Here is a 14,243-nt window from a genome sequence, read left to right on the forward strand (position 1 = left end):
CACGTAATAATCTTGACCTTCATAAATCTTTCACCCTATCTGTTACGAAAAATTTGATGTACTATAGTATTAGTTAAATTAGCATTTTACATGTTAGGGTGAAAAAACATGAAAATCCTCGTTGTAGAAGATGATAAAACCATTGCATCTGGTCTAGAATACTCCTTTCAGCAAGAAAACTATGTAACGGTCCTTTGTTACAATGCAGAGTCTGCAAAAGCAGTAATAAAAAATGAGATTTCAAGTATTGACTTATGTTTATTTGATCTGTCTTTGCCTGATGGAAATGGCTATGAGCTTTGTAAACTTGTAAAAAAGGAAAGTGACATTCCCGTAATCTTTTTAACGGCCATGGATGAAGAAGTCAACATAGTAATGGGACTTGATATGGGAGCAGATGATTACATCACAAAACCATTTCGAATTAGAGAGCTTCTCTCTCGAATAAAATCTGTTTTACGCCGTTACAATAAACAAGCTCATACAAATACAATTATTGAACTATCAACGATTCAAATTAATACTTTAGAAGGTAAAGTTTATAAAAACAGCAACGAAATTTATGTTACTGCGTTAGAATATCGACTACTACTGATTTTTGCAAATCATGTCGGCCAAGTCCTCACACGTAATCAATTACTAGAAAGAATCTGGGACGTAGCAGGTGATTTTGTCAATGACAATACGCTAACCGTGTATATTAAAAGACTTCGAGAAAAGCTAGAAGATAATCCTCAAAAACCAACTATCATTAAAACCGTTCGTGGGTTAGGCTATAAGGTTGGTGATTAACATGCTCCGCAATCAAGAATTTAACAAGCTTTTATTAACAATGAGTGGTATTAGTCTCCTTTCCATTTTACTCGTTTCTTATTTCTCAGTACAGGCAGCTGTAATTGTCACGATCACAAATCTTCTACTTATTGCCGTTACAGTAGTCTATACAAATTGGAGATATCGTGACATTGATAGGCTTTCTAGCTATTTACGACAAATAAGTAGTGGTGATTTCACTCTTGATGTTCGGGATAACCGAGAAGGTGAACTGAGTATCCTCAAAAATGAGATTTATAAGGTGACATTAAAACTATCCGAGCATAGTGACCTTTTACAAAAGGATAAAATCAAACTTACGAATGCGATAAGTGACATCTCTCATCAATTGAAAACACCAATCACTTCGATGGTTGTCATGTCTGATTTATTGAATGACGCCAGATTAACTGAAGATAAACGGTCAGAGTTTAACCGTAACATTAGGGTGCAGCTAGAGCGAATCGAGTGGCTCGTGGCATCTTTATTAAAGCTGTCAAAAATTGATGCCGGAACTATTCAATTTAAAAAGGATAAAGTTTTGGTAAAAGACCTTATTCAGAAGGCTGTTCACCCTCTTCTCATTCCAATCGATATAAAAGAACAAACACTAGAATTGGAAGGTAATGAGACTGTATCCTTTGTAGGCGACCTAAATTGGACCTCAGAAGCATTAATTAATATTATTAAAAATTGTTTAGAACACACACCAAATAAAGGAACAATACGTATTCATTTTTCGGAAAACAGCCTATTTACTGAAGTTGTCATCAAAGATAATGGGAAAGGGATTGCGAAAGAGGATTTACCATACATCTTTAAGCGCTTTTATAAAGGAAAAAATGCCAATGAAGAGAGTGTTGGCATTGGACTAGCAATGGCCCATTCGATTATTACAAGTCAAAATGGCACCATTCAAGTTGACAGTATGTCTGGCCAAGGTACCACATTTCAACTAAAGTTTTACAAACAAATTATCTGATCAATTAGAGGCTCTCCTAAAACAAAGATTGAGATACCAATAAAAGTTCGCTTTCACCAACACGGATGTAACGATGATCGACACAAAACAGACAATCGAAGAAAGTGAACTTTCCTGAAGACAACGCTAGACACCGAATATAGACCTATGATATTTCTGTACGTTTAAGTTAGTTGGATCCCACGTTGTGTAACATAGTTAGGGCAGCCTCTCTTCTTATATGACAAAATTGTCACTTTGCAGTCACCAGAAAGTCACCTTAGGCAGATAAATTTAAACCATCAAGAATAATGGAGGGAAATCTTATGGAAATTTTAAGAATTGAAAATCTGTCTAAAATCTATGGAAAAGGTGATACGGCTGTCAAAGCGTTAGATAATGTAACCTTTACAGTGAAAAAAGGAGAATTTGTTGCAATTATTGGACCCTCTGGTTCAGGTAAATCGACGTTACTTCACTTATTGGGTGGGGTCGATCGGCCAACAGATGGGAAGGTTTTTGTAGATAACACAGACATCTATTCATTAAATGAAACACAACTAGCGATCTTCCGTCGCCGCCAAATCGGGTTGATTTATCAATTTTACAACCTTATCCCTATCTTAACTGTAGAGGAAAACATTACTTTACCGCTTCTGTTAGATCAGCAAAAAGTAGATCAAAAGCATTTTGAGGATATCGTAAGAAGCTTGAGCTTAGAAAATCGATTAAGTCATTTGCCAAACCAACTTTCCGGAGGTCAGCAGCAACGCGTTTCTATAGGTCGGGCCTTAATTAGTAACCCAGCCATTATGCTTGCAGATGAGCCAACAGGTAACTTAGATAGCAAAAACAGCAGTGAAATTATCGCCTTATTAAAAATGTTTAATAAGACTTATCAACAAACACTTATTGTCATTACCCATGATGAGCGCATTGCCCTACAAGCGGATAGAATTATCTCTATTGAGGATGGTAAGGTTGCTAAAGATGAGGTGATTCGTGTATGAACATCATCCAAAAGCTTACCTTAAGACATCTTAAGGAAAATAAACGTCGTACACTTGTAACCATCATTGGAACCGTTATTTCCGTCGCTATGATCACTGCAGTAGCTACCCTTGCCGTCTCCTTTATAGATTTGTTGCAAAGACAATCGATTGCCGACCATGGGGAATGGCATGTGCAATATTTAGATATCAACCCGCAGCAATTAGAAAAGATTAAGTTAGATGACAATATAAAAGAAATTATTTTATCTAGAGACCTTGGTTATGCCCTCCTAGAAGGAAGTGAAAATCAATCCAAGCCATATTTGTTCATTAAGCAATATGATAGATCTGGTTTCAGTAACTTCCCGATCACTCTTGGTGAAGGGCGTTTACCAGTAAATGAGCGAGAAATTGTTATCTCTGAAGAAATTGCCAACAACGCAAAGGTTACTTTTGACATTGGGCAAGAGATAACATTAGCGGTTGGTGAGCGGAAATCAATTAGTACTTCAGCTGAAAGAATGAATCAGACCTACTCTTTAACCAGAGTAAATGGCGAGATGGATGAGAAACTGAAAAACCTAACAAATGAAACGTATACAATTGTAGGAACGATAAAACGTCCTAACTGGGAACCCTACTCGGCACCTGGTTATACAGTAATTACGTTTTTAGATGAAAATGCCATCCAATCCGATGAAAGTATCAATGCTTCTATCATTTTAAAAAAAGTTAACCGAGATATTTACTCAAACGCAGAACAGCTTGCAAAAGAAAGCGATATATCGCTTGAATCTATTAGGTATAATAACAGTTTACTGCGATATTATGGTGTGATCAGTAATGATGGCGTTCGTTCAACAGTCTTCAGTTTATCAGCCATTATCATTGCTGTCATTATCATCGGTTCTGTTGCTTTAATCTATAATGCTTTTGCTATCTCTGTTTCTGAGCGTTCTCGTCAATTAGGTATGCTTTCTAGTGTGGGAGCTACAAAACATCAAAAAAGAAACTCTGTGTTTTTTGAAGGTGCTGTTATCGGTGCAATTAGTATTCCTTTAGGCATCTTAGCTGGTGTCGTTGGAATCGGAATAACCTTCTATTTCATTAATTCTTTTTTAGCAGAAGCCCTTGGTACTTCTGAAAAACTACGAGTGACTGTTACGCCTAGCTCGATACTCTTTACTTGTTTCATATCAATCATTACCATTTTTATATCCACCTACCTTCCGGCTAGAAAAGCGTCGAGAATATCTGCAATTGATGCGATACGCCAAACAACTGATGTAATGCTGACTAAAAAAACTGTAAAAACTTCTAAGTTAGTTCGAATGATTTTTGGTATTGAAGCAGAAATTGGCTTAAAAAACCTAAAGCGAAATAAACGAAAATATAGAGTAACCGTCTTTTCACTAGTCGTAAGTATTGTTTTATTTTTAACTGTCTCCTTCTTTACGTTTAGCCTAGAAAAAGCTGCTGGATTATCTTCAGGAAGGGGAGATTTTGACATTCAAATTTATATTGGCGAAGATTTATCTGGCGAGCAACTACAAACGTTAGAAGCAATGACAGCATTAGAGGGCGTCACCGATTACTTAAGAGTAAGAGAATTGCAATTTGCTACTTGGATTGATGAAAGTAAAATTAATGATGTATTAAAAGAATATGTTCTGAATAATAAGGGAATCCTTGATGATGGGAAGTTTCGTTATCATGCCAATGTCCAAGCGTTAGATGCGGATAATTTAAGGGCCTATACAAACGAAATTGGAGTTGATTATGATAAACTGACTTCCTCTGATAAGGTGACAGGGATTTTAATAGATACTCTTACGTACACCGACTACGATAAAGGTAAAACGATAGAGACTAAATCAATGCAAGCTAATATCGGAGAAAAAATTGAGCTATACCATGAAAACGGGGAGTACAATGAAACAACATTCATCAATGAAATTGAAGTGATTGGCTTTACCAATCAACTTCCTTCAGGTGAACATCTAATCAATATTAGCGATTTAATTTTGGTCGTATCTGAGGACGCTGTAAATAAGCTAATTCGAAAAGATTTAACTCCTTATTACTACAACTACCTGTTCTTAAAGAGTACGAACCCGCTAGAAACGCAGTATCAACTAGAGGAGATGGATACGAGAGGCATGCATATTTTTAACTATCACCAAGCGCGACAAAGTGACCAGCAAGTGCTACTCTTACTTTCCGTCTTTGTTTACGGGTTTATTGTCCTAATCACTGCTATATCGCTTGCAAATATTCTAAACACGATCTCAACAAGTATTTCATTACGTAAACGAGAGTTTGCAATGTTAAAATCTGTTGGAATGACACCAAAGTCTTTTACGAAGATGATTAATTATGAAAGTATCTTCTATGGTATAAAGTCTTTACTTTACGGATTGCCAATAAGTATTGGAATTATGTATCTTATGTATCGCTCGATGATGCATAGCTTCACCTACCGTTTCGAACTACCATGGACAAATATTATCATTGTTGTTGTAGCCGTATTTTTAATCGTTGGTTCAGCAATGCTCTACTCTACTTCCAAAGTGCGTAAAGAAAATATTATAGAAACTCTAAAGCAAGAGAACATTTAATTTGGGAGTTCAGCAGAAAAGAGGTAACGAATTGATTAAATTCGTTACCTCTTTAAATATATTACCCGATAGAACCTTCCATCTCGAACTTGATGAGACGGTTCATTTCAACTGCATATTCCATCGGTAATTCTTTTGTAAATGGCTCAATGAAGCCCATTACGATCATTTCAACAGCTTCTTGCTCTGTAATTCCACGGCTCATGAGATAGAATAATTGGTCTTCTGACACTTTAGAAACCGTAGCTTCGTGCTCGAGCGTAATATTGTTGTTAAAGATTTCGTTGTACGGAATTGTATCAGATGTTGACTCGTTATCCATAATTAATGTATCACACTCAATTTTCGACTTCGAGCCATCTGATTTGCGGCCAAAGTGACAAATTCCACGATACGTTACTTTACCACCATGTTTTGAAATTGATTTAGAAACGATCGTCGATGAACAGTTAGGTGCTAAGTGATGAACTTTTGCTCCTGCATCTTGGTGCTGCCCTTTACCAGCAATAGCGATTGAAAGGATTGTACCTTTCGCTCCCTCACCTTTCATAACAACAGCAGGATATTTCATAGTTAACTTAGAACCGATATTACCATCAACCCATTCCATTGTTGCATTTTCATAAGCAACGGCACGCTTTGTAACTAAGTTAAAGATGTTTGGTGCCCAGTTTTGGATTGTTGTGTAACGGCAATAAGCATCTTTGTTGATGATAATTTCAACAACAGCACTATGAAGTGAGTTTGTTGAATAAACTGGCGCTGTACAGCCTTCAACATAGTGAACTGAGCTATCTTCGTCAGCGATAATCAACGTTCTTTCAAACTGACCCATATTCTCAGAATTAATTCGGAAGTAGGCTTGAAGTGGAGTTTCACATTTTACGCCTTTTGGAACGTATATGAAAGATCCACCAGACCATACTGCTGAGTTTAATGCCGCAAACTTGTTATCCGCTGGAGGAATAACTGTTCCAAAGTACTTCCTAAAGATTTCTTCATCTTCACGTAGTGCTGAATCTGTATCTTTAAAGATTACTCCTAAGTCAGTTAAGTCTTGTTGCATGTTGTGGTAAACAACTTCACTTTCGTACTGAGCTGAAACCCCTGCTAAATACTTTTGTTCAGCTTCAGGAATTCCAAGTTTATCAAACGTATTTTTAATTTCTTCGGGTACTTCATCCCAAGACTTCTCGGATTTCTCTGAAGGTTTAACATAATACGTAATATCATCAAAGTGTAAGTCTGCTAAATCGCCACCCCATAAAGGCATTGGCATTTTATAGAATTGCTCTAATGACTTAAGACGGAAGTCAAGCATCCACTCTGGCTCTTTTTTCATTCTTGAGATTTCCTCAACAATTTCCTTTGTTAAGCCTTTTGCAGAACGGAAAATGGATACGTCTTTATCATGAAACCCATATTGATATTCACCTATATCAGGCATTTTTTTCGCCACTGTAAACCCTCCTTTAGTTTTTGCCAACAATATGCTTCACTCATGTTGAGGGAATAATCGTTTGCATTTCAACTTTAACTTAACTAATTTTGAATGAAGAATTTATATTTCTTAATTCTATTCTTCTTCCTCAGTGTTTAAGCCTTTTTCCATCGCTTTCCAAGCTAATGTTGCACATTTAATACGGGCAGGGAACTTACAAACACCTTGAAGCGCTTCTATATCACCAAGATCAAATTGATCTTCATCGTAATCTTTACCTTGCATGATATTGGAGAAGATATCAGACAATGTCAGTGCCTCTTCAACAGTTTTACCTTTTACAGCTTGAGTCATCATCGATGCAGATGAAAGACTTATGGAACAGCCTTCGCCTACAAATTTCGCATCGGCAATTTTCCCATCTTCTACCTTCATCTGTAGCTGAATACGGTCACCGCATGTTGGGTTATTCATATTGACTGTCAGTGAATCCCCTTCAATTTCTCCTCTGTTACGAGGATTTTTATAGTGATCCATGATCACTTGGCGATAAAGGGAATCTAAATTATTACCTGAAGACATTGCCGAAGTACTCCTTTGTTTTTATTAATGCTTTAACAAAAGCATCGATCTCTTCTTCTGTATTGTAAAGGTAAAAGCTTGCTCTAGCCGTTGCCGATACATCTAACCATTTCATGAGTGGTTGCGCACAATGATGTCCTGCTCTCACAGCAATTCCTTCAGTATCAAGAACGGTTGCCACATCATGAGGATGTACATCATCACAATTAAATGTCACTAGTCCTGCACGAGTTTTCGGACCATATACTGAAATTCCTCCAACTTCACTAAGACGGTTCAAAGCATATTGAGCAAGCTTATGCTCATGCTTCTCAATTTCATCTAATCCAATCTCCTGTAGGAAATCAATTGCTGCTCCAAATCCAATTGCACCCGCAATAATTGGGGTACCACCTTCGAATTTCCAAGGAAGCTCTTTCCAAGTAGAATCTTGAAGTCCAACAAAATCAATCATTTCACCGCCAAACTCAATTGGTTCCATTTTATTTAAAAGTGCTTTCTTCCCATAAAGAGCACCGATTCCTGTTGGACCACACATTTTGTGGGCAGAAAAGGCAAAGAAATCACAGTCTAAATCTTGGACGTCAATTTTCATATGAGGTGAACTTTGAGCCCCATCAACTACCATTATTGCACCATTACGATGAGCAATTGCAGCAATTTCTTTCACTGGGTTGATCGCTCCAAGAACATTGGAAACTTGCATAACAGATACAATTTTCGTATTAGCTGTTACAGTATTTTCTACATCAGCTAAATCAATTGTGCCGTCTTGTTGCAATGGTATATATTTCAGGGTTGCCCCAGTCGCTCTAGCCACTTGCTGCCAAGGAATGATGTTTGAATGGTGTTCCATTGGAGTAATCACAATTTCATCACCAGGGCCTACATTTGCCCGTCCGTAGCTAGACGCAACAAGGTTAAGTGCTGTCGTCGTCCCTCTTGTAAAAATAATCTCTTCCGTTGACTTTGCATTAATAAATTTGCGAACTTTATCCCTTGCACCTTCATAACCGTCAGTAGCCATAGTCCCAAGGGTATGAACCCCACGATGAACGTTCGAGTTATACTTTCGATAATATTCATTTAACTTCTCAATAACCTGAATCGGTTTTTGCGAAGTAGCAGCACTATCAAGATAAACAAGGGGATTTCCATTTACTTGTTGGTCAAGGATCGGGAACATTTTACGGACTTCTTGAACATTCATTAGTTTACTTTCCTTTCTATTACCTCGATTAAACGCGTTTTTACAGCGTCAACTGGCATTTCCTTCACAACTGGTGCTAAGAAACCATGAATCACAAGGCGTTCTGCTTCTTTTTTCGGAATACCACGGCTCATTAAGTAAAACATTTGCAGTGGATCGATACGACCGACACTAGCTGCGTGTCCTGCTGTTACGTCGTCCTCATCAATTAAAAGAATTGGATTTGCATCACCACGTGCTTTTTCACTTAACATTAAGACACGTTCTGTTTGCACACCATTTGATTTTGATGCGCCATGCTCAATTTTTGAAATACCATTAAAAATTGAGCTTGCGCTATCTTTCATAACTCCGTGAGTTAGGATTAACCCTTCTGAATGCTTTCCATAATGAACAACATGAGAAGTAAAGTTTTGACGTTGCTCACCCGTTCCGATTGTTACCGTCTTTTTATCAGTGAATGAACCATCACCGACTAAGAACGTTTTGTTTTCAGAAACCGTGTTCCCGTCATTTAATTGGCCTAAGGCCCATAGAATTTTTGCATCACGCTCTGCATGACCACGACGTACAACATAAGTCGTTACACTAGATGCTAAGTTATCAACAGCTCCAAACGAAACAGTTGCACCTTGAAGCGCATAAACTTCAGCAATGATGTTCGCAACAGCAGTTTCATTATCTTCAGATACATAATTTTCAACATAGGTTACTGTACTGTTTTCATCAGCTACAATTAATACGTGATTGAAAAACCCAGCTCCACCACTAATTGCATAAATTGCTTGTAGTGGAATTTGCACATCTACATTTTTAGGCACATAAATAAATATCCCAGCATTAACTAATGCACCGTGCATAGCAGTTAAACGATTTTCATCTTGAGTAACCGCTTCTTTCATAAAATACTTTTGTACTAGATCACTATGATCTTTTACCGCTGTCTGGAAATCTGTAAAAATAACACCTTGTTCTTTTAACGAGTCAGACAACTTAGAAAATGCTAGTTGGCCATTTCTTTGAGCAAGAACGTTTTGATCTGCTTCTTCAGAAATAAGACCTTTAATTTCTTCAGGAAGCTCAGCTCCTGCAGGCATTACTGTATGAATAAATTGACTGAAGTTCCATTTATCAATGTTTGTTTTATCAGGTTTAGGTAATTCCTTTGTTCCAACTAACTCTAAAGACGAAAGACGTTGATTTAGAAACCATTCAGGCTCATTGGCGTCTTTAGAGAACTTGGTTACGTATTCACGATCAAATTGAAGTTGCGTATCCACTGACATTTTGTTCCCTCCTATACGAAAAGCGCAAGCGACCTAGGAAAAAGCACTTCACTTTTTCCCTGCTTAGCCCCGACAAAAGCTACTGACCTCGTTCACAACATGAGTTACTTCTTGAGCAACTACATGCAGCTTTGCCACGAGGTCCTACTGGACCATAGAGGCAGCTAATATGGAATAGGTATTTGACCTCAAGGGGCTGGGCGCTGCAGCTAGACATCAACTATTAAGATTGGTTATTACTTGTTTTCTCAGCTTATGCTTTTTGTCCTACAGTTTCATCTTCAATGCCTAATTCCTCTTTAATCCAGTCATATCCTTCTGCTTCTAAGCGTGCTGCTAATTCTGGACCACCAGATTTAACGATACGACCTTGCATCATAACATGAACAAAATCAGGAGTAATGTAATTTAATAGACGTTGGTAGTGAGTGATGATTAAACAACCAAATTCAGGTGAGCGCATTGCATTTACACCATTTGCTACGACCTTAAGCGCATCAATATCAAGACCCGAATCAATTTCATCTAAAATCGCAATCTTAGGTTCAGTCATTAATAATTGAAGAATTTCATTACGCTTTTTCTCTCCACCAGAGAAACCTTCATTTAAGTAGCGTTGTGAATATTTTTCATCCATTTCTAGAATTTCCATCTTTTTATCTAATTGACGAATGAACTTCATTAATGAAATTTCGTTTCCTTCGCCACGTTTTGAGTTAATAGCTGAACGTAGAAAGTCAGCAGTTGTAATCCCTGAAATTTCACTAGGATATTGCATCGCTAAAAATAGACCTTCACGAGCTCTTTCGTCAACTTCCATTTCTAATAGATCTTTTCCATTAAAAGAAACATCACCATCTGTTACTTCATATTTAGGGTGTCCCATTAAAGCAGAAGCAAGTGTTGATTTCCCCGTTCCGTTCGGACCCATGATGGCATGGATTTCGCCACCCTTCACCTCAATATTGAACCCTTTTAAGATTTCTTTACCATCAATAGCAACACTAAGGTCTTTAACTGTTAAGTTTGGTGCAGTCATCGTAATTTCCCTCCATTAAACATTTGTTTATTTACGATTATGTATCATAATCGCTCATTCTCAATCTATTCTCATTCTAATCTTATAACAAATAGAAACCTACTTCAAGCTTTACGACTTATTTTTTAATACTTTTTATACATTTATGTTTAAAAAGTCCTCAAAACCTATGTATTTACCTATTTGCACAAAATATTTAAGCGTTTGCAAATCTTAGTTTACCTAATCTTGTAAAAAAACATGTACGAGTTAAAGGAAAAATCTTCCCTTAATTTTCCCACTGTGGAATTCTCAATTAGGTATCTTCAACTAATAATCAATTATTAATCATTAATTGAGAAAAGTCCACCCTTTTAAGGCAATTCCCTGAAAATTTGTAAACAAGAAAATGAGGGTGACTCATTAGTACCTGCTCACCTCAAGTTATTACGATATATAGTCAGAGGATCCATAACCACATTCTATATATTGCACTTGAGGTGACTGACACTTTGTTTGAGTCACCCTCTTTTTACGTTAGTCTTTATTATTTTAATAGTGCTTTAAGTTTGTCATAATAGTTGAGACCATTTGTAATGATTTCCGGTGTTCTTTTTCCCTTCTTTTCTCTACAAGTAAGCGGTTCTCTAGTTTACGATTGTACTCCGCATATCCCATCCCATGAGATTGTTGCATTGCCTTTTCCATTTCGTTTGTATGGTCCGTTTCAATCTGAGAGATAATAAATCAACCCTTTCAATTTTTATTACGGTTTTAATCGTAACATGGTAAATCACATACAACAAAAGGGCTCTCCTCTAATTTAAACGGTCATGGTCGACTCATCTTAGCTCACACCATCTCAAATCATTATCTTGCAGTATAACTCGACATTTCTACTGTTTACTAACGGTCCTAATAATCTGATGATGATAATACTGGTTTTAGAGCTTTTTCCCTCATAATAAAAAATGCAGCTAGTTCTAGTTTACTAACAATTGCAAAGCTAACCAGGACTAGAATAATAGATGCTATTCCATCAATAATTGAATGTTGCTTTACAAACACAGTTGATAAAATAATCAGCCAACCAAAAATATAAATAAAATACCGATTAATGTAACTTTGAATGCCACTCTTAAACATGCCATACATAATAATAAAGGTTGTAAGTACGTGAATACTCGGAAAGCAATTGTACGGTTGATCATTTGTATAAATAAAGCGAACCAAGTTTATAAAAAAGTGATCACCTACTAATGTAGGTCTTGGTACCGTCGTTTGAAAAAAGAAATAAAACAAATAACAGACAATCATTCCAAAATTTATCACAATAAGACTCTCGTAATATATTTTTCTATCTTTTTGAAAAAAATAAAATAAGTAAATAAACATAAAAAAATACCAGCCGATGTACGGGATGATAAATTGAGGTACAAATGGGATGTAGTGATCAACAGGTGTTAATATATTGGTAGCCTCTGTATGATTTGTATTCAAATAATTATAAATCGTGTGTAACAGCGGGATTGATAGTAAATATAATAAAGGATAATGATTTACAGCAAACTTTTTAACCATAAAAATAGCTCCTTTTGTTCTTTTTCAGTCTAATATATATATGACGTTTTAAATTCGAATTTAGTTTCATTTTTCCTCGTTTTTTTTCTGTATTGCGTGTACTATTAAGTGTAGTACAGTGAACTTCTCAAGACTCATAATACTCCCTTTTTTTTACAATGTCAACACTTGAATTTAAATAAAAATTTACATAATTAATCATTATTTACGTTCTATTCGTAACTTGTTTTTTATGGAAATTCTTCATAACTACACTTATGAAAGCCTAAACTTAGTCTCCATAAGTAAATGTTAAACTATGTTTTAGTGAGTTGTTTCTTACATTAGACAAGGAGACATGTCGTAATCTGACGAACAATTTTTCTGAATTTACTTTTTTTGCACAAAAAAAGAACTAGATTAATTCTAGTTCTCCTCACTCAATACTTAGTTTTAATTAAACGTTTGATTAAATTCTTCGATACAGTCCTGAACTAGAGTTACAGCTTGACTCATCGCTGCTCCACCGCCAAATGCACCTGTGACTCCAATCGCTTCTAATATTTCTTCTTCAGAACACCCCTGGTCAATACAACCCTTTGTATGGTAGATAATACAATACTCGTCTTGAGAATAGATGCTAATCCCTAAAGCAATAAGTTGCTTCTCTTTTTGACTTAACTTCCCTTCAGCAAAACACGCTTCAGTAAATGCATTAAACTTACTTGCGATATTCGGCATTTTTTCTGTAAAATGCCCTAAGCCTAATTTATAATCGTGTAAAGCTGATTCATAAGAATTCATATTCATTTCATCCATTGTTACCCTACCCCTTTTTATTTAGTGATTAACACTTTTAGTATGAGTATCGATGAAATGAATTATGTCATATTATCGGTCCATTTTTATGTACCTCACTTTTAGGTGCCAGGCACCTATCAAAAAAACTGCCTCAATTAGTGCCTGGCACCTGACTGAGACAGCATGATTTTATTCTAGATTGTTACTTTTTTAAACCTCTAGCAAAAACTTTAACACTATGTTCAATAAACGTTTCTACAGGTACGACTGCAACTTTTTTTACGGAAATAAATTGTGAAGAGAAGAAACCTAGGTTCATTGTCATAAAACTTAGTACTGTAACCTCAATATCAACATCGATAATTTTATCTCTGTTTTTCATTTCAGTTAGATAGTCAATTAGAAACGACCTCATTAGTCGAGGGTTCGCTGTTAGTCTTTCGGAAATCTCATCGTGCGTGCCACTTTCTTTGTAGGCTAACCGGACCACCTTACGATTTTCATTCATAAATGTTTGATAAGTACGGCTTACATTAGCAAGATCGATCTCAAGATCATACTCTAATTTATTTTCAGTAAATATCTTCTTGGAACGGAATGAAGAAGTATATTTTTCGATTAAACAATCTAATATTTCCTGTTTATTACTGTATTTTCTAAACAATGTCATTTCCGAAACACCAGCTAATTGCGCGATCTCTTTTGTAGTTGTTGCTGAGTACCCTTTTAGGCTCATGAGATCAATGGCGGCTTGTAATATCTTCTCGCGTGTTTCTTGAGGCATAATTTTACCCCCTTTCTAACCTTTTCAGCTAAAACTTATTCATATCAAACATAACACAAAGTCATTAGTAAGTTTGTGACAATTATCGCAATGTTATAAAAAGGAAGTTAACCATGTGGCTAACTTCCTTTTGTTTAGGTGTATTCCCTGTAAATAGTATTACCAGGAAAGTTCACT

General features: G+C 36.2%; 13 protein-coding genes. 4 read left to right on the forward strand and 9 right to left on the reverse strand.

The window, feature by feature from the left end; all coding sequences use genetic code 11:
* The first annotated feature begins 108 nt into the window (after positions 1-108).
* The 4 genes from ACK4M9_RS13785 to ACK4M9_RS13800 all read left to right on the forward strand — a co-directional run bounded on the left by ACK4M9_RS13785 (position 109) and on the right by ACK4M9_RS13800 (position 5,384).
* Positions 109-792 carry a response regulator transcription factor gene (locus ACK4M9_RS13785; protein WP_409851584.1) on the forward strand — a complete coding sequence of 228 codons (684 nt, stop codon included), beginning with the start codon at positions 109-111 and terminating at the stop codon, positions 790-792.
* Between the two features lies 1 nt (position 793).
* Positions 794-1,795, forward strand: a complete 1,002-nt coding sequence (locus ACK4M9_RS13790) for a sensor histidine kinase (RefSeq protein WP_409851587.1) — start codon at positions 794-796, stop codon at positions 1,793-1,795.
* A 305-nt stretch (positions 1,796-2,100) separates the two neighbouring features.
* Positions 2,101-2,784 carry an ABC transporter ATP-binding protein gene (locus ACK4M9_RS13795; protein ID WP_409851589.1) on the forward strand — a complete coding sequence of 228 codons (684 nt, stop codon included), beginning with the start codon at positions 2,101-2,103 and terminating at the stop codon, positions 2,782-2,784.
* Positions 2,781-5,384 carry an ABC transporter permease gene (locus tag ACK4M9_RS13800; protein WP_409851591.1) on the forward strand — a complete coding sequence of 868 codons (2,604 nt, stop codon included), beginning with the start codon at positions 2,781-2,783 and terminating at the stop codon, positions 5,382-5,384. Before ACK4M9_RS13795 ends, ACK4M9_RS13800 begins: the two co-directional genes overlap by 4 nt.
* Before the next feature lie 61 nt (positions 5,385-5,445).
* Here ACK4M9_RS13800 and sufB read toward each other — a convergent pair whose 3' ends face one another.
* The 9 genes from sufB to ACK4M9_RS13845 form a co-directional block, all read right to left on the reverse strand.
* Complete coding sequence (gene sufB, locus ACK4M9_RS13805; protein ID WP_409851594.1) at positions 5,446-6,843, reverse strand: Fe-S cluster assembly protein SufB; 1,398 nt, start codon at positions 6,841-6,843, stop codon at positions 5,446-5,448.
* A gap of 117 nt (positions 6,844-6,960) precedes the next feature.
* Entirely contained in the window at positions 6,961-7,407 is a 447-nt protein-coding gene (sufU, locus tag ACK4M9_RS13810; RefSeq protein WP_409851596.1) for a Fe-S cluster assembly sulfur transfer protein SufU, read from the reverse strand.
* Positions 7,394-8,617 carry a cysteine desulfurase gene (locus tag ACK4M9_RS13815; protein WP_409851598.1) on the reverse strand — a complete coding sequence of 408 codons (1,224 nt, stop codon included), beginning with the start codon at positions 8,615-8,617 and terminating at the stop codon, positions 7,394-7,396. Before ACK4M9_RS13815 ends, sufU begins: the two co-directional genes overlap by 14 nt.
* Positions 8,617-9,903, reverse strand: a complete 1,287-nt coding sequence (gene sufD, locus ACK4M9_RS13820) for a Fe-S cluster assembly protein SufD (protein ID WP_409851601.1) — start codon at positions 9,901-9,903, stop codon at positions 8,617-8,619. Before sufD ends, ACK4M9_RS13815 begins: the two co-directional genes overlap by 1 nt.
* A 253-nt stretch (positions 9,904-10,156) precedes the next feature.
* Positions 10,157-10,942: a Fe-S cluster assembly ATPase SufC gene (gene sufC / locus ACK4M9_RS13825; RefSeq protein WP_409851604.1), complete on the reverse strand. Its 786-nt coding sequence runs from the start codon at positions 10,940-10,942 to the stop codon at positions 10,157-10,159.
* Between the two features lie 531 nt (positions 10,943-11,473).
* Positions 11,474-11,629, reverse strand: coding sequence for a YuzK family famiily protein (locus ACK4M9_RS13830; protein ID WP_409851606.1), 156 nt, complete (start codon positions 11,627-11,629; stop codon positions 11,474-11,476).
* 207 nt (positions 11,630-11,836) lie between these two features.
* Positions 11,837-12,502, reverse strand: a complete 666-nt coding sequence (locus tag ACK4M9_RS13835) for a phosphatase PAP2 family protein (RefSeq protein ID WP_409851609.1) — start codon at positions 12,500-12,502, stop codon at positions 11,837-11,839.
* A 432-nt stretch (positions 12,503-12,934) separates the two neighbouring features.
* Complete coding sequence (locus tag ACK4M9_RS13840) at positions 12,935-13,300, reverse strand: carboxymuconolactone decarboxylase family protein (protein WP_409851612.1); 366 nt, start codon at positions 13,298-13,300, stop codon at positions 12,935-12,937.
* Positions 13,301-13,484: 184 nt separating this feature from the next.
* Positions 13,485-14,066: a TetR/AcrR family transcriptional regulator gene (locus tag ACK4M9_RS13845; RefSeq protein WP_409851615.1), complete on the reverse strand. Its 582-nt coding sequence runs from the start codon at positions 14,064-14,066 to the stop codon at positions 13,485-13,487.
* Positions 14,067-14,243: the final 177 nt, after the last annotated feature.

Origin of the sequence: Anaerobacillus sp. (assembly GCF_046314235.1) — a bacterium.
Lineage (GTDB): Bacteria > Bacillota > Bacilli > Bacillales > Anaerobacillaceae > Anaerobacillus.